Raw genomic sequence first — 16909 nt, 5'->3', positions numbered from 1 at the left:
TTCCTTTAAATAGTAATTGTTATAGTTCGATCTTTTGTACGTTCGTGTTTTTTAAGCACAGAACCAATACCTAACTGCCCCTGCTGTTTCGATAAACAAGCTTGTGGTAGCAAACTATGTTTGGTGGTGAGCTGCCACTTCAGTTGTTTATGTTTTCCAATCAACTCATAAGCAGCGTTCTTAATGATTGCTATATTGGGTTGGTTAGGAAGCAATTTACTAACTAGCTGTTTATCTTTTGGCAGAAATTCTATTGTTGTCCCCGCGTTGATGTTCCATGCTTTCGAACCCAAAGACGCTCCTAAACCAAGTTGAGCAAACTGCCCTTCAGGCATAGTTCGGGATGCAAGGCGTGTTTGCTCTTCTTTCGTAAGGTGTAACCATTGTCCTTGAAATTCATGAACTTTTACTTGGCATCCAGATAAACATTCAAGAATACTTTTTAGTCCACCTTTACTTCTCACTGGTGAAGCAAACACACCACCATAGTGCCGGGACAGTGAACTCCCTTTCCCAGTTAATGCCGATTTACAGCTTTCTAACGGCGAACGCGCGCCCTGCGCATGCGCACGAGACTGAACAGTCAGCTGACTCAGTTGCCAACATCGATAATAAAGAGATAATAAGCGATGATTGAAAATATCGTAGAAGTCCACCATAGCCGTATCGCCTTCTTTTTGGCGATGTAAAGCTAATTCACTATAGTGCTGGGGAAGCACACCTTGCTCACCCGTTAGGCCTATTAAATTGGTCTCAATCTCTAACTTGCTGTCATCTATATTTTTCAGTTCACAAAGCTGAGCATTTTCAAAACCTAATGATGGATTAACCTTTAAGTTTAGCTTTTCATGCTTCGGTAACGCATCTGTTCCTATTTGCGCCTCTGCTTGCAGAACTTCATGTTCAATAAGATGAATCGCTTCAAACAATGGATGTTGCTTTAATTCTCGATAAAATTGTTCCGCGCTCATAGCAACACCTTATCGCCAGTTAATACGGGCCATAGGTGGAAAGACTTTCCCGTGGACTTAAGTCTTATTTCTAACTGCGTAAAAATGTTAATTTCAGCATATTGCGAGAAGTAAACAGATAAAACACTACCTAAGAGAAAGATCTGCTCTTTAGGTAAAATTTGATCAGAAACCGTCAAAATAATTTTTATACCGTGCGCAAATCCAACTTTACCTTTCTGACTAATTCTTCCTGTAGTAGGCTTAAACTCTAACTTAGTTAAAGCATCGATTACCGCTTTCGTTTCTGCTGTCCCAGAAAATGCATAGAGATTAAGGGTCTGCTTCAAAGTTGCTAAACCATCTTCCTCGGTAAAATGGTTTAAAGTTAAAAGCTTAGTTAACTGCCATCGTGTGCTTTCATCCATTTCTGGCCGAATGGTTTCTGATAAAGAAACTAAACAACGAACAGATTCGAAATTGTCATTTACCTCCGGTAAAGATACTTGCGGCAGCCCACCTCCAAATGGAAGTTTCTGCGCTAAGTTGCGGTTACAGCACTCAGCTTCCACGTACATTAACCAGTTTTCCCGGCTATCCGGGCTGAACAATTGATGTTTTTTATCAACAAAAGAAATGTAAGTTTCTCTACCTGGCTCATCATACCCACCAGCCCAGTTCTTATCCTCACGTCTCATCAACCAATAAATCTCACTAGTGTTCGTATAATGCGTGTGCTCACCAGCGTGATAACATGGTAAATTGTGGTACGTTTTGTTCCAGTTTCTCAACGTTACGTCAGAAATTGAGACAACCTCATTACTTTCAGCTTCTTGGTATTGTGGAGACAAGTGGTAATCGTATTCAGTTGGTAGAATACGCTTAGGCTCCATAATACTTTTAAATAAGTTGATCACAGGCACACAGCCTACCATTAAGCTTTCTTCGTCCACTTGCTTTGGAAGCCAGTCATCGTTGGTATCAAAGTAAAAATACAGTTCGACTTGCTCTCTAAGATCTAGCTCTGATAATCCAAGTTCGATGATATCAAAGAACATAAACTTCTCAGGAAAGTGCAAATACTCAACAAGTAATCTTGCTCCTGAAAAGCTTCTTTTACTGTATGGCACAACTTTCTCATCTTCTGAAAATCCTACTTCAGAAAGATGTCTTTTGGTTAAAGGACGAACTTCTTTGCCATCCACAACAACAGATAAACCAATTAGGTTTTGAAACAGCATTTGGTAGAGCTTAAAAGTCAATTGAGATTGACCGTTTAAATAGAAGCGCAGCCGTTCTATCCCCATTTCACCAAGAGGAGTCTCTTCATCTTGAGCCGTGAGCTGTACTTTCAAAACTGAATGAGCATTGCTTTCCCATCGTGAGCCAACTGGCTTGAAAGGCGCATTTTTAAAAACGCCAGAGGTCACATCAACAGGATACATTCTGACCGGATAACAAGTTCTAAACTCGCATTCATGATATCCAGTAGCACCGATAACAACTCGCTCGCCTTCTTCTACATCAAAATAAGAGGAAGTGGAGTTAGAACAGCTCATTTTAATGACTGACATTGACGGGATTGGGGCGTGAAAATCCGGATATAACTGTCCCATCAAAGACTCTGTAAACTGAGGGTAACTATTGTCTAAGCTTTGTCTAATCCTTGCTGTTAGAAATGCGCAGCCTTCTAACAATCTTTCTACGTGTGGATCGTCAACCTGTTCCTCACTAATACGAAGTCTCGCGGCAATCTTGGGATACTGCTCACCAAACTCTTGCCCTTTGTGACGCAAATAAGCTAACTCGCGATTATAGTACTTGAGAAACTCTTCACTCATTTTGCTCTACTCAGTTTCATACCTAAATTTACCGGCTCTACTTCAGAATTGAATCGCACTTCATGAATACTGTTATCAATTAAGCAAGTGGCATTTATCTGTAACCTCAATACCCTATCAATAGCGTTTTTCTCGTCCGAAATCTGGACATGAGGGTTCCTTAACCTCGGCTCAAACTCTTTAATTGCATCATGAACGATGTCGCAAAGCTGATTCTGCCCTTCTTGGCTGCTATAGGGCATTGAGGAAAAATCTGGCAGCCCATAGTTCAATATTGAATAACGAACCTCTAGAAGATCATCAGGAATATTTTTCCATCCAATACGACTATTCAGCATCGACTCTAGATCTCTAAGTAAGCTGCTCAACATCTGTTGCTGGCTTGCAGGGAAGTCTTTCTCATCTCGAGTGAGAGGATCACTATCTATCAATTTGTCGAGCAGAGAAACGGTTAACGACATGATATTTCTACGCTATTTGTTTCTGTTCTAATAATGTAGTCAAATCACAGATTGGAAGCGCTGAGTCACCGACTAACCAACATTTTTGACCCAAGCCAACAAAAGATTCTTGCTCACCAATCTGCTTCCAATCCGTTTCTCGACCTAACTTTTGCGCATCGGTCTCTGAGTCAACATATGTCAACGGCATATGGCCTTCGCCTTCACCAAGTCCATCGATATCAAACTCGACAGGTCGCCAAATACTCTCTAACAAAGAAGTAGGTGCTTTAACTTCTAGCGTATGGATGCTCGATATGGGTACAAGAAAATAGTTACCTGCTGTAGAAAACAGTTCAATGTAACCACCTAAACGATCATCAATATCTCTAGCATCTTCGTAGTTTGTGCCGTTTACGTTAAACCCTTTAATAGTGCGATGCTCTTCAATGCGATGCGATAGACGTGACGCTTCTTCGTACTCTTGATTTCCGAGAGCAAGATTAAATCGAACAAGCTCTTTAGTTAATTCCTCATCACCTAATACTTTGGCACTAGCCGCACCATTGATAAAATCCTTTCTAGCTTGAGCTGCTTTCACTAAATGTCGTAGCTGACTTGCACCAGGCAGATACTCAGGAAACAATTTAATCGATTGCATGAGCTGAGCGTCCGCACGCTCGAAGTCCCCATCAATGCAAAGAAGCTCAATGAAGGAACTTCTCAAGCTCGCATCTTTAGGGGTTGCTTTAATTTCATCAATTAATTGCTCTAGAGCGTGTTGCAATAGGCCTTGGGACAAAGCATTTTTCCATTGAGTCATTGTTATTTCCTTACACCATGTGCTCTGGTGATAATTCGGTAATTAATTTAATGCTAGATACCATTTGATCGAGTTGAAAATGCGGTCGCAAATGGATAACTGAGTAATAATGTCCAGGAGTTTCTCTTTTCTCTCGAACTGTAATTTTCGCTTCATTTAGGGGGTATTTAGCTCGAAGCTCATCAGACGCTTCATCTGATGCGGTAGTGTACTGATGTAACCAGCGTTGAAAGTCACGCTCTAGGCTTTCTGCGTCTTGATACCCACCAATTTTGTCACGCCCCATAACCTTGAGATAATGTGCGACTCGCGATACACACAATGTGTATTGCAACATCGATGTCAGTTTTGCATTCGTTGAAATATGCTTTTCTGCGTATTGTTTGGGCTTGTAGAGAGATACATTCGAGGTCATCCCCACCATATCGGTCTCAGGTATTGGAGAAATAGAAATAAAACCGCACTCAGACAATTCTTGTTCTTTTCTCTCAGAGATTTTCAAGTTTAACGGACATCTTTCACGATCATTCTTGCCATTAACACGCATCTTGCTCCTTGTAGGAGCGACGATAATACCCTGACTGTAATCGCCTTGTTTAATCCCTCGCATATGCGTGAACCAACCATGTTCCTGAAATGCTCTAATTGATACGGCAGCAAAACAGTACGCACTACTCCCCCATAGCAAATCTCGGTTGGAGTCGTAGATGTGTTCTTGAAAATTGAATTTATCATTCCGCGAGCCATCACTTTTGTATGGCTGACGGAACAAGACGTTAGGTGCAGTCAAACCAATAAATTTAGCGTCATCGTTGTCTCTCAAACTACGCCACTTTGCATAATCTTCCTGTTCAAATTGGGCCGCTATATCTCTTATCGCAGAGAGTTGAGCGAAACTATCAACACCAAACATCTCTGGCGATGCAGACATGATAAATGGGCTGAATGCTGCAGCTGCAGACTGAGAGATCTTACTCAACACAGACAGATCTCTATCAAAATAATTTTTACTAGGATCACAGCGAAGCTGATAATCTCCAACCACCACACCAAAGGGTTCTCCCCCTGCCATCCCATATTCATTTTGATAGAGCAACTTAAATAGTGCTGATTGGTCAAACTCGATGGCTTTTAAAGCATCTTTACTGATTTCATTCCATGTCGCCGTTAAAACCTTAACTTTTACAGAATCCGATGAACGAGAATCAACCTGTTCACATAAATACCTAACTCCAACCCACCCCCTTTCGAGCTGTTGAAACTCAGGATGATGTAATATTTCATTTAGTTGAGATTCTAATAGCTCATCAATGCGGTTAATTGTGTTCATCACACTATGACGAAAGCTGTCCAAATCTCTTGAACGTGTACCTTCTAGCCAAATTCGAGCTGACGATACAAGATCAGAAGATTCATTGAATCGAGTCAACCACGGGCTATCAAGTTCAGCGTAGCCTCCGGTACTGAACTCATGTTTTAGCTTGCTAGGGTCGCGAAAGTTAAGTGACACTGCTAATTCCATCTAGAACATAAAGATTGGTCATGGCTGGCCTTTCGACCAGCCAATTCGTTTCTTATCCACCTGACTGAGGGATCTTGGCCACAAGTCGCAAAGATGTCGTCAGTTCTTCCATTTGCAACCAAGGTTTCAGCCATGCTACGGCATTGTAAGAACCAGGTGCGCCAGGAATTTCCTTAACCTGAACACGAGCGTCTGCTAGAGGGTATTTCGCTCTGATCTCTTGACCACCGCCTTCAGAAGCATTGACGTAACCTAGGATCCAGCGGTTCAGCCAAGACTCAACGTCTTCTGCTTCCATAAAGCTACCAATTTTATCTCGAGCCATTACTTTCAAATAATGCGCAAAACGAGATGTTGCCATCATATAAGGTAGGCGGGCAGAAATGGCCGCATTGGCCGTTGCTTCAGGGGATTCATGGTTCGCTGGTTTTTGACAGGTTTGCGCACCAAAGAACACTGCATAGTTGGTGTTTTTGTAGTGACAAAGCGGTAAGAAACCAAGCTTACCAAGCTCCGCCTCACGTCTGTCGGTAATACCAATCTCTGTTGGGCACTTCATATCAGGGTCGCCATCATCACTCATGAAGAAATGCGTTGGCAAGTTATCCACTCGACCGCCGCCTTCTGCACCACGGATGGCAGTACAAAATCCATATTTTGAAAATGCGTCGGTTAACTTAACACCAAGAACATACGAAGAGTTCATCCAACAGTAGTCGTTATGTTCAGCGTTAACAGCAATACCTGAAACAGGATCTACTTCGAACTCTTCAAACCCAAACTCTTCGACTGGAGCGGTAGCTTGTCCGTATGGCAAACGAGCAAGGACTTTTGGCATCGTCAGACTAACGAAGCGCGAATCGGCACTCTCGCGGAACGAACGCCATTGGGCGTATTCTAGTGATTCAAATACCTTATCTAGGTCGCGTGGTTTTGACAGCTCAGTCCACTCATCAAAGCCGAATAGTGCTGGTGAAGCCGCGGACAAGAATGGAGAGAAGCCAGAAGCCGCTACATTTGACATTAGGCGTAACGACTCAATATCTTCTGGGTGGTTGGTAAACTCATAGTCTCCAATCAATGCACCATACGGTTCACCACCAGCACTACCAAACTCAGACTCGTAAACCTTTTTAAAGATCTGGCTTTGATCAAACTCAACAGCTTTGCTCAAGTCTTTATGTAGCTCTTTCTTGGTCATGCTCATCATGCGAACTTTCAGAGTAGAGCTGGTCTCTGAATTCATCACTAGATAATTTAAGCCGCGCCAAGAACCTTCGAGTTTCTGTAATTCTGGGTGATGCATTACTTCAGACAACTGATCAGAAATCTGCCTATCGAGCAAATTAATCGCTTCACGAAAAGTTACTGTTAGGTTTTTGTTCCAAGTAACTGTCCCTTTCATTGCTTCTTCAGCGAGCGTTTTAATCAGCTCCTCAGCACGAGAAGCTTCGGTCTGCTTAGTCGCACCAATAGCTTGATCTAAGAATGAAGTTGTCTGTTCATTAACTGTTGGATCTAACTGTTTTTCAGCTTCAGTCGTCATTATTCCGCTCCTTCAGTACTGTCTGACTTCGCTTTCTTGTCAAGATCTAACTCGCCTGCAAGTCTTGCCAGATTGTCTGTATTGTTCAAAACATCCTCTAGGATATTTTCAAGCTCTTCTGAGCGGTCAACTTTTGTCATCAAATCACGCAGTTTATTACGCGTTTCCATCAATTGGCGTAGTGGATCAACTTGATTTACGATCGCAGCAGGCTCAAAGTCTTGCATTGATTTAAAGTTTAAATCGACCTCAAACTGTGAATCGTCATTCGCAAGCTTATTCGCAACTTTAAACTTCACCGATGGATTCATTTTTTTGAGTACATCGTCAAAGTTATCTCGATCGATCTGAATAAAACGGCGGTCTTTTAATGGCTTCAACGCTTCTGTGTTTTGACCAGCGAAGTCACCCATTACACCTACAACAAAAGGCAGTTCTTTCTTAAGAGTCGTACCTTCAGTTTCAACATCATAGGTAATGTGGACACGAGGCTTCCGTACTCGTGATAGTTTCGAGTGGATACTCGTCATACCATTCTCCCTTTATTAATTTTCATTTTGTTCTGCTATGCCAACCAAACGGAAGTAGCTTTTCTTTGCATCCCCGTCGGAGATAAGTTCCGCCAGTAACTCCGGCAGAGGCATCCCACACCAACGAATAATCTGTTCGATGGAGTAAGAAACTGGTGAGTGAGGTTCACTCTCTCGGAAGAAATCAGCTACTTGCTGCAATTGTCTAATTGCCTGCTCTCGTGATTTCATGTTTGTCGCTAATAATGCATCACAACTTTGTGCACTTAACAGTTGTTCAGAAGAAGATTCATCAAGATCCTCTAGCTCTTCAATCACTGCTTGTGGTTGATCAAAACGATCTCCAAGAAGGTGCTTTAATGCCGAGTGTATTGATTCAAGTCTTTTTGATATATAAGAGCTAGGAGTCACATCACCGACCGCTTCATCTAATCGCTGACTGAATTCATTAAATGATTCCGTAGCGAACTCCAAATCCGTGATTAATTCTCGATAAAACGTATCAGAAGTCGACTTAACCGTAGTTGTAATTTCAGATAGCTCCACAGCCCCAAGCTCGACTCGATTTCGGCGCTTATCTTCGTCTAAGCGCTCAAGCTCTATAGCTTGCTGATATTCCCAATAGGCATAAGCTTGCTCCACGCCTAAGTCAGTCAATGGTATACAAGCAATTGGAAAAATAAGTGTTCCTTCACTATCGATACCATTGAGGCCAATAATCGCCGATATTCTTGTCTCAATACCATCTTCATCAGGCATTGGGTACAGATCATCCCAAAAGTTCTCAATTAAACTGGTTGCGAGTTTGTAGCCAACGCCCATACCACGAAAACCATACAATCGAGTTAGGGCTTCTATAAGCCAGGCAACAAATTCCAAATCTTTAGACTGATTCGTGAGTATTTCTGGGACATCTTCAATAAATACTCGCCATAAATTACTGTGGGTATAGATACTTTCTTCTTCTATAAGAGCATTACGTTCAGCGTTGCGGGCGGCCATACGCTGATCTTTCAACCGATAGTAAGCAGACTGTGGTGATACATCCTCTCTAGGATCAACACCTGTAGGATTTTCTTGAGATATAGGAGCCAACGCTTGTTCATACCAATAAAACATTTCATTACTCATAAGCTCTCCCTCTTAGAAAGACAGGTATTGTTGCGTCTTCTCTAGTTACTGTTTCGCACTCCGTTTGCGTTTGGCGAACTTTGATCAAAGCACAAGTTACGTTATCACTTGCGCCCCGAACCAAAGCCGAATGCATGAGCGCTAATCCAGCTTGGTTGACTGAGTCTGCATACAATGTCCGATGAATTTCATCACTCGTAAGTTCCTTAGAGAGCCCATCGCTACAGAGTAAAAACTGATCGCCGTCAGCCAACTGCCCTGAAACTTGATCAATAGTGACACTTTCGTCGACCCCAACAGCTCTGGTAATAACATTTGCAAGAGGGTGAGATTCGGCATCTTCAAATGCCAATAAGCCCTGATCCACTAAGTCCATGACTTGACTATGATCACGTGTTTTTTGGACAAAATTACCACTTCTAAGCTGGTAAATTCGGCTATCACCCACCCAAAGACAGTGGTAATACCCATCCTGAATAAACAACAAAACAAGTGTTGTTCCCATCGTTTTACCGTCTAAGTGATTTTGTGCGTATTGGTAAATTTCTAAGTTCGCTTCTTGAACCACTCTTCGGATATCATCGATATTAGTATTGGAGACATCCTGCATGTGGCGCGCGACTCTATCCACTAGCATCTGGCTTGCTATATCGCCAGCACTGTGTCCACCCATTCCATCGGCAACCACCCAAATATGCTGTTCTGTCATATCCAACAGAGCATCCTCGTTATAAGGGCGTACTTTTCCTGCGTGCGATTTAGCAAAGGTAAAATAGTTCCAATTCATTCTTCTATCCTACCAATTCCACTTTTTCCAGCCGCCATCAAGCATGGCTGAAAACTGACCAATTGAAGGAAATCCACTAGTAATGAACATGCATGGTTCAACCTTCGTTGAACCTTCAGTCCACCAAAAACATGGTTTACTCAATTTTTCTTTAATGAGGTAATTCAAAAGCGCGTTTTGATCAGTATTGCCGTGATCATGAAAAACTGTAGATATTTGGCTTTGATAAAGAAACTCCAGAGGCCTCACTTCACTTGTTACATTCGCAACGAGGTCATTTTTTTCTTGAGTACTCTTATGCCAAACATCAAAGACAAAGTCGTCCTCAAGTACTGAAAGAGCAAGAGCGGCACTGTCCTCAGTCCAAGCTCTGTCACCCCAATATTGCGCAGCTTCACCTTTTACGGCACGAGCTATAGTAAAGAAAAAGTATCTACCGCATGCATCAACACTAGGAATCATGCTACCAATGTAGGTTGAGTCTTCTAAATAGCTAATATCCAAAGCAAAGTGCCACACAGGAGCCGTTAAAAAGTGCTCATTCCAGCTTTCACCCAGTTGTTCCCTGCTGACTGCAATAACCGCCTGTTGCCAATCATGCCAACGCTCCGAGAAATCTTGTGATAAACCATCTTTCACAAAGTCCCCTTTTGCAGGCATTTTACCGATATAGCCCCAGCCTGATGTTATAAGGTTCGTGGACATCTGAACCTCTCCATTTCATTTGACCAAAACGGATTAATGGCACTAGAAGGAATAAGCTCTAGCTGCACCTTATTTCCCTTTAAATCAATCATAACTATATTGTCTTTACGCGATTCTGGCCTTGCTTTAAGTGATTGATCCAAAAGCTTGAATATGCCCCACTCACCTTCATAGGTATGCGCAATTTCGCGTTTAGATTCAGGTGGTGTGAACACAATTCGAGTCTGATCTTGACCGGCAGGCCAACTCAACGATTTAGCTCTTGCTGGTCCATGCTTATAAACCAAATCTTGTCCACCCAACTCTAAGACAAATCGAGTAATGTGCTGGTCTAGATAAACAGGCTTCATCCCAAACTCTACGCGCAATGAATTATCAGATTCAAAGAAAGACTGCCTGATACGTTGCGCTCTTTGAAAGACCATTAGTGTTTCTGGACGAACTCCAATTTCCTTTTCTAATCGCCAACGACTTTTCGAAGTATCCACAAACGGTTCGAGGTATTCTTGGAAGAATGCGTCAAGCGTACCTCCATAACCAAAGAATCGCTTAAAGTCTTTCAATCTAACTTCTCTGCTCGCGTTGGGCTCGAATGGATATCTGCCAGCAATAGTCCGCTGATAAGGGCGGACCACCTGTGTTACCCAAAGTTGATTTAGATGATCCTTCGAACCGCTCTCCGCAAACTTAACCGACTCTTGAGAAAGCTCACCTAGCCATTGATTAAATGGTCTCGGCAAAAGTTCTTTAGCACGAGCGAAGGAAGCTGCGACATCTTGTGTAACGGTTCCATCTAAAATACTTTTGTAGGCAATTTTCTGATTGTTACCAGAGCTTGATAAGTCACTTAAATACGAACGCAAGTTAACCATTGCTTGTTGAATATCATCAAAGTCTTGCTCACCAAGGCGTAAGATCTCTGAAAAATGCGATTCGACTTCTTTACCTGGCAGAGCAACATTGAAGCCGTTTTCTTCAGGTAAATACATGTCTAGTCTATCTGCCGTATTTGAAAACTTAACTTTGGCAACTTTACCAGCAACTTCAGAAGCGGCTTTTTGATTTTCTGACAATGATACTTTTGATAGAGCAACCTCTTTTTGGATTGCTCTCAACAAAGATTCGATTGGTCTTTCAACTCCAGATAAAACCCTCGCTTGCTCTGTCGCAAGTTCTAGGCTCGGAGCCTGCTTCAATTGAATATCTTCGATCAACGTTTTCCATTCATTAACATAATCTTGATAGTATCGAGACTGAACGCCTTGGATGGCACTATCTTGATCAATTTCATGAGCCTTAAGATCGTCACCATAAACCCAGTTCTCTTCCATTAGGCTTTTTACTGTACGGTTGATCTGAATCTGAAAAATGCTATGAAAACCATTGTACGTGTAGAAACCCGAAATGCCTTGTGATAGCGGTTTTCCACTAGCTCGCTCGAACTGCTCAAGCCCTTTAGGTCCCAATACATCAGTCAAGCGAAATGAAGGTACATGACTCTTAGAAAATTGTATTTTCATTCGCTGATAAGCACGTTCAGGTAGAGACATTTGAGTCAACACTTCTCGAGCACTCGTCACGGCAGCAGTGTTGTAAGTAAAGCCTTGTCCATCGTTGCCTAATAAATATTGAGTGTGCTGTAGCAAACGTCTTCTTAAGTCTGCGTTTAGCTCACCCGGATATTGACGTTCGAAATAAAAGTTAAACCAAGCCAACACTTCATCTTGTTGATATTTGTCTGGATTGAATAACATCAAATACGTTTTTAACGTTTCGTACAAATACTCACGATGCTGTTGATTGCTCTCCATTTCTGACACCAAGCTATCAAGAAGCAGAGGGGCGTAATATTGGGTCAAAGCATCAGAATATGCATTGTTTGCCGCCTGAGACACTTTGTCTCCCTGATAGAGACCAAACCTCTTTACAGAGTCGGCATCACCGTAGTCGCTTTGCTTTCCGAGAGGAAGCGTCATCAACTTATCTAATGTTTCTACAGCTGAAACAATATCCGCTTCAAAATCTAAACTTTGAGCGCCAATCATTGCATCAATATGGCTCGCTTGTTCATTGGTATCGACAATTAACTGTGAGTTCCACTTATAACTCATAAACCAAAGCGCAGAAGCTCCTAGCAGTAGCGTTGTACATCCAATGTAAACACCTCGACGCATCCAACCTGACTGCTTTTGATAGTGACGATTAACTGTTCCTAACAGTTGCTCTTTGAAAATAACCTTGTCAAAAAGATTCTTTACGAAATAACTATGAGAACCAGTCTGACTCTTTGCTAGAGCTAAACGATTTAACCCAAGTCCATTGGTTGATTCATTCATCAGCTTATCGACTGGTAAGCCTTCTTGAACCGAACTCAACATAAACACACCACGAATCAAGGCAGGCTCTTCAAAACTGTTTTGTGCAAAAATTTCAGCTAAAAACTCGTCAAGATTAGCTTGTAGCACTCTTAATTGCTTTGGAAATTCAAAGATAAGCGCGCGTTTATCTAAATCGTCCTCAGTTTCAAGTATTCTAAGCATACGGGCATCAAGGCGCTCCAACATGCCATGAAATTCTTTGTTGAATAGAGAAATAACGCCTCTTTCATCATCCACTTCACGAGGGAACATGAAACCAAATAAATCATCTCGTTCTTCCTTACTTAAATCGGCAAAGAATTCATTGAAACCGGCAACTAAATCCATTTTGGTGAGCAATACGTAAATCGGAAACTGCATGCCTAACTGGTTTTTCAGTTCTTGAAGTCTCGACTTAATTGCTCGAGCATGAAGACTTCGCTCGGTTCGAGTCTGAGACATCACGCTGGCTAAACTTATCGTAACAATCGCACCATTAATTGGTCTTTGCGTTCTATACTTTTTCAACAATCCTAAGAAACCATGCCACGCTTTAGAGTCGACCTTTTCTTGACTGTCTTGTGTCGTATACCGGCCAGCCGTATCTATAAGAACTGCTTTATTTGCAAACCACCAATCACAGTGGCGAGTGCCACCTACACCGGCAATAGAGTCAGAGCCAAGGCTGTCTCCTAATGGAAACTCTAACCCCGACTGCTTTAATACGGTTGTTTTCCCCGTTCCAGGAGGGCCAATCAACACATACCACGGTAAGTCATACAAGCTTCTCTTGCCTTTGTGTGTTTTCGTCACTACTTTGACAGCTTGCTCAATACGCTCGCGCATTAAGTCAATTTCACTTGCTGCTTCTTTATCTGATTGGCTATCAACCTCAAGCAACGTTTGAATACTTTCGTCTTCTTTCACCTTTTGCTTATGCTGCTTGGTAACGTTAAATATCGCCCAAAGCAACACCAACACTAGAATAGTGACTAGCCGTTGAAAGTCACTCTTTAGGGGCTCATATCCCGCTATCGCAATAAGTGGACCAACAACCCAAATGAAAATAGAACAAGCAGCGACACCGATAAGACCGAGAAACCATCTTTGAGTAAATATTCTGCCAATTTCTTTAATACGCATCTCTATCTACCTATTATTAATTCGCGACAAGAAGGTCGATTTCAATCCGGCGGTTAATAGCTCGGTTTTCATCACTACTGTTTTCAACTAATGGTCTTGCATCCCCCAATCCCTCGGGTATCACTCGCCCTTCTAATGCACTATTCGAGATCAGTTGTTCAGACATAGCAGTGGCTCGAGCTAATGATAGGTGCCAGTTCGAGGGATATTTACTCGTGAAAATAGGCCTATCGTCGGTGTGACCAGTAACAATGATCTTGCCTTGGGTCGACTCCAATGTTCTCGCAAGCTTAGAAATAACGGGTTGGATGTAAGCGACAACATCAGCACTACCTGATTCAAATAGATCTTGAGACTTTAACGAAATTCTTACCCTGTCTTGCAGCGGCTCAACATTGATTAGCCCCTTACCGATCTCAGTTGCTAGATACATTGAAATCTTTTCTGCAATTGGCGCTGATTTTGATTCTGACGTTGCATCTTGGTTAAGTTGTTGCGGTTGAATCAAATTGACTAATTGAGAAAAGGTGCGATTGGATGCCTTATTTAGCTCATAGCTAAAATACATATATATGCAGACCAATAATGCCGCCGTTACAGAACATACAACCCAAAGAGGGGCTCTATCAGAAGCCTTTGAGCCATTCAAAATGTGTTGGTCGATACTATTACTTAGCTCCTGAGGGACTCCTCTCCCATAAGACTTAAGAGTAGCAATAACCTGTCTTCTCAATTTCCGGTGCGATTCCAGTCCATTTTTTTCTAAACGGTATTGACCCAGAAACCCGAGAGATAAGCACACATACATTAGTTCAAGCAAATCTAAGTTCGCATCTGGTTTCGCCATGCACTTATCAAGATGCTTAAAAAACGCTTCCCCACCTTGACTGCTAGCATAGAAGGAGCTAAGTAATGAATCGTGACTCCAGAATGAATGCCCACCCCAATTGGTGTTAAGGACAACTTCATCTAGTGAACAGCATAAACAATAACGAGCTGTATCAATGGTATCCAAATCAACGTCATGCTGACGTAATCGGTTCTCATAATCTCTAAGCTTTTGTGCCAATGTCTCTTTTAGAAACAACGGATCGGAATGAGTCGCTGTCGACCGAATTTGACCGATAATAGATAACAGGCCATTCGCCTCTGCTAGTAGAGAGTTATTCCCATAAGCGACCACTGAATCATTGTTCACCAATTCAGGGCTTTTTGAGATAACTACGGTATTATCCACAGACTTTTCTGATTGTGGTTTCGATGCGGGTGCTCTTCCACCCGGTGTTGGTTTTACTATCGTTTGTTCCATACAGAGCGCGCCTATTGATTAATACTCCAAAGCTCAAGTTCAGCATTCGGAAAATGCCCTGATAGGTGAAGCGCAATACCGCCACTATCTTTTAGCCTCATCCAAAATGGCCCTTTCTTGACAACTTCGAAATAAACATAGCCCGTTTGGTAAGGAATCTGTCTCGGGACGACACTCAACGGCACTACGTTTATACCGTTGATCTGATTATTAATTAGATCGCGAATCTGTTCTGCCGGGCCAAACTTGAGTTGCGCTGGGACCAGGCGTCTTATTTCATCTGTTGTGGTGTCTGCTTTAATTGCTAGCACAAATTGGCATGACTCAAGCAAGCGTTTATCTGGAAGCGGCGTCACTTGAATACCGTATTGGCGAGGCTCCAACGGAAGTTTGGCCGCAGTTTGGTCAAGGACAACACTGAGGTACTGACTGAGTATCTGATTCAACTCGCTATAGACACTTGATACATCTAAGTGATCATACGCAAGCAAACTTGGGACTCTTTTAGTTTTATTAGAAAAAGTGGCTAACTCACCAATGTAACCTTTAAGTGTCGTCGCTAATTCCAGTGGATGTAACCTATCTAACTCACTGAAATGCTTTAACTTCGCCTCATATCGGTTCAGCATTTGGAGCATGATGAAATCAACAGCAGATGCCGATGCAGATTTACCCTTAATCAAGCGCTGTGCAATAACGTCAGCACGCATCTTTGTCATCGCGATAACGTTACGTAGATAAGCTGACATAACTTTGTCGCTAAGGAGGTTGATAAGCGGAGGAACGTACTCATCGTCTAGTATAACTTCCCCTTCAGGAGTTACCTCTTTGATCCTTAAGATAGGTAACTCCACATAACCCGCTAATTTGTCATTACTCGCTTTCAACTCTAGGTTAAGGGCTGCAACTTGGATGGTTTCTTCATCTTGTCCTGTAAGGTTATCTATCACGTCGATATCTTGAAGTACATAACGAGAGACGATCGATTCGCTTACATCCGAAACGTTTTTACCTGTAACACTTGAAAGAGGGAGAGTTATTTTTACTAACGTATTTTCAGTGTTTTTATCAATAAGTAGAGGCGAAACTGAATCGTTGGATATTAACGTATTAACCAACGTCATATCTGGCAAAACAGCTTCAAGATGCTCAAGTTCAATAAGACCATCTTTTAGCGCGTGTTTTTTTACTCGACATTTCCAAACTCCCCAATTGTAAGCCCCACCTAACTGATGTAAGCCCTTGAATTCTTGAGAGGTTGCGCGTTCTTGTTGTTGGAAGTGCTGGGGACGTAAAAACATTCCTTCGCACCAAGCCGTCTTGGAGTATTGCGTCATTTATAATTAGCCAACTAAACGTTATTTAACGACCAAAGACAGATCTTCTAACAATACTTGATATGTGTTGTAACCGGTCTTATCCACTTTAATGACTTGTCGCCAATTTGAGTTTTCAATATCTCGAAACGCTACGACAATGCCTAAATATTCTGTCTTTGGAGACATACTTGCTTGATATGTTTCTTTCTGACCTGGAGTTAATGAAACTTCATATTTATTCACTAAATCAGGTCCTAAGACTTTTTCACTTTCTTCATAAATAGAAAAAAAGTCCTGGCTTTCGAAAATGGTATTTGACGTTAATTCAAATACATACACCACTACAGGAGAAGGCCTGCCGTTTGAATCAGGATTAATGTTATGACTTGCTGCTATTTCTAAATCTGAGTATGGATCAACAACTAGGTTCGCTGCTGAGCACCCAAATAAAGCTATTGAAATTAATAACAAAATATATTGGTAAAACTTTTTCATCACCCTAATTC

The 16909-nt window shown here is 42.0% G+C and carries 14 protein-coding genes; all 14 read right to left on the bottom strand.

All coding sequences use genetic code 11. The annotated features are described in order from the left end of the window. Window positions 1-5 precede the first annotated feature (5 nt). The 14 genes from tssG to tssJ are packed head-to-tail and all read right to left on the bottom strand — an operon-like array spanning window position 6 to window position 16898. A complete protein-coding gene (gene tssG, locus R8N46_RS03865; RefSeq protein WP_005375963.1) occupies window positions 6-971 on the bottom strand; it encodes a type VI secretion system baseplate subunit TssG in 966 nt (321 codons plus the stop codon). Next, window positions 968-2791: a type VI secretion system baseplate subunit TssF gene (gene tssF / locus R8N46_RS03860; protein WP_115386669.1), complete on the bottom strand. Its 1824-nt coding sequence runs from the start codon at window positions 2789-2791 to the stop codon at window positions 968-970. The genes tssG and tssF overlap by 4 nt, the downstream gene beginning before the upstream one ends. Further along, complete coding sequence (tssE, locus tag R8N46_RS03855; protein WP_017635621.1) at window positions 2788-3252, bottom strand: type VI secretion system baseplate subunit TssE; 465 nt, start codon at window positions 3250-3252, stop codon at window positions 2788-2790. Before tssE ends, tssF begins: the two co-directional genes overlap by 4 nt. Window positions 3253-3259: 7 nt before the next feature. Beyond that, window positions 3260-4054, bottom strand: a complete 795-nt coding sequence (locus tag R8N46_RS03850) for a type VI secretion system accessory protein TagJ (RefSeq protein ID WP_017635622.1) — start codon at window positions 4052-4054, stop codon at window positions 3260-3262. 10 nt (window positions 4055-4064) lie between these two features. Continuing rightward, the gene (gene tssC, locus R8N46_RS03845; RefSeq protein WP_025767712.1) at window positions 4065-5576 is read right to left on the bottom strand and encodes a type VI secretion system contractile sheath large subunit; all 1512 of its coding nucleotides are present in this window, start codon (window positions 5574-5576) and stop codon (window positions 4065-4067) included. A 52-nt stretch (window positions 5577-5628) separates the two neighbouring features. Next, window positions 5629-7122 carry a type VI secretion system contractile sheath large subunit gene (tssC, locus tag R8N46_RS03840; protein WP_005375950.1) on the bottom strand — a complete coding sequence of 498 codons (1494 nt, stop codon included), beginning with the start codon at window positions 7120-7122 and terminating at the stop codon, window positions 5629-5631. Then, complete coding sequence (gene tssB / locus R8N46_RS03835; RefSeq protein WP_005387524.1) at window positions 7122-7652, bottom strand: type VI secretion system contractile sheath small subunit; 531 nt, start codon at window positions 7650-7652, stop codon at window positions 7122-7124. The genes tssC (R8N46_RS03840) and tssB overlap by 1 nt, the downstream gene beginning before the upstream one ends. A 15-nt stretch (window positions 7653-7667) precedes the next feature. Then, entirely contained in the window at window positions 7668-8783 is a 1116-nt protein-coding gene (tssA, locus tag R8N46_RS03830; RefSeq protein ID WP_115386670.1) for a type VI secretion system protein TssA, read from the bottom strand. After that, complete coding sequence (locus tag R8N46_RS03825) at window positions 8776-9570, bottom strand: PP2C family protein-serine/threonine phosphatase (RefSeq protein WP_115386671.1); 795 nt, start codon at window positions 9568-9570, stop codon at window positions 8776-8778. Before R8N46_RS03825 ends, tssA begins: the two co-directional genes overlap by 8 nt. Before the next feature lie 9 nt (window positions 9571-9579). Continuing rightward, entirely contained in the window at window positions 9580-10275 is a 696-nt protein-coding gene (gene tagF, locus R8N46_RS03820) for a type VI secretion system-associated protein TagF (protein ID WP_115386672.1), read from the bottom strand. Then, window positions 10257-13775 (bottom strand): type VI secretion system membrane subunit TssM, encoded by a 3519-nt coding sequence (gene tssM, locus R8N46_RS03815; protein ID WP_115386673.1) that lies wholly within the window; start codon window positions 13773-13775, stop codon window positions 10257-10259. Before tssM ends, tagF begins: the two co-directional genes overlap by 19 nt. Window positions 13776-13791: 16 nt before the next feature. Next, window positions 13792-15084: a type VI secretion system protein TssL, long form gene (gene tssL / locus R8N46_RS03810; RefSeq protein ID WP_033907010.1), complete on the bottom strand. Its 1293-nt coding sequence runs from the start codon at window positions 15082-15084 to the stop codon at window positions 13792-13794. 11 nt (window positions 15085-15095) lie between these two features. Further along, window positions 15096-16421: a type VI secretion system baseplate subunit TssK gene (tssK, locus tag R8N46_RS03805; RefSeq protein WP_082240190.1), complete on the bottom strand. Its 1326-nt coding sequence runs from the start codon at window positions 16419-16421 to the stop codon at window positions 15096-15098. Between the two features lie 21 nt (window positions 16422-16442). Next, the gene (tssJ, locus tag R8N46_RS03800) at window positions 16443-16898 is read right to left on the bottom strand and encodes a type VI secretion system lipoprotein TssJ (RefSeq protein ID WP_005375933.1); all 456 of its coding nucleotides are present in this window, start codon (window positions 16896-16898) and stop codon (window positions 16443-16445) included. Between the last annotated feature and the right edge of the window lie 11 nt (window positions 16899-16909).

The organism is Vibrio sp. 1874 (genome assembly GCF_033344395.1).
GTDB lineage: Bacteria > Pseudomonadota > Gammaproteobacteria > Enterobacterales > Vibrionaceae > Vibrio > Vibrio alginolyticus.
This window is presented reverse-complemented; position numbering and strand designations above follow the sequence as displayed.

Bases quoted from the DNA above. Each gene is read 5' to 3' on its own strand.
- tssE (WP_017635621.1), bottom strand. From the start codon at position 3,252: ATGTCGTTAACCGTTTCTCTGCTCGACAAATTGATAGATAGTGATCCT.
- tssA (WP_115386670.1), bottom strand. From the start codon at position 8,783: ATGAGTAATGAAATGTTTTATTGGTATGAACAAGCGTTGGCTCCTATA.
- R8N46_RS03850 (WP_017635622.1), bottom strand. From the start codon at position 4,054: ATGACTCAATGGAAAAATGCTTTGTCCCAAGGCCTATTGCAACACGCT.
- tssF (WP_115386669.1), bottom strand. From the start codon at position 2,791: ATGAGTGAAGAGTTTCTCAAGTACTATAATCGCGAGTTAGCTTATTTG.
- R8N46_RS03825 (WP_115386671.1), bottom strand. From the start codon at position 9,570: ATGAATTGGAACTATTTTACCTTTGCTAAATCGCACGCAGGAAAAGTA.
- tssC (WP_025767712.1), bottom strand. From the start codon at position 5,576: ATGGAATTAGCAGTGTCACTTAACTTTCGCGACCCTAGCAAGCTAAAA.
- tssK (WP_082240190.1), bottom strand. From the start codon at position 16,421: ATGACGCAATACTCCAAGACGGCTTGGTGCGAAGGAATGTTTTTACGT.
- tssB (WP_005387524.1), bottom strand. From the start codon at position 7,652: ATGACGAGTATCCACTCGAAACTATCACGAGTACGGAAGCCTCGTGTC.
- tssC (WP_005375950.1), bottom strand. From the start codon at position 7,122: ATGACGACTGAAGCTGAAAAACAGTTAGATCCAACAGTTAATGAACAG.
- tssG (WP_005375963.1), bottom strand. From the start codon at position 971: ATGAGCGCGGAACAATTTTATCGAGAATTAAAGCAACATCCATTGTTT.
- tssJ (WP_005375933.1), bottom strand. From the start codon at position 16,898: ATGAAAAAGTTTTACCAATATATTTTGTTATTAATTTCAATAGCTTTA.
- tssL (WP_033907010.1), bottom strand. From the start codon at position 15,084: ATGGAACAAACGATAGTAAAACCAACACCGGGTGGAAGAGCACCCGCA.
- tagF (WP_115386672.1), bottom strand. From the start codon at position 10,275: ATGTCCACGAACCTTATAACATCAGGCTGGGGCTATATCGGTAAAATG.
- tssM (WP_115386673.1), bottom strand. From the start codon at position 13,775: ATGCGTATTAAAGAAATTGGCAGAATATTTACTCAAAGATGGTTTCTC.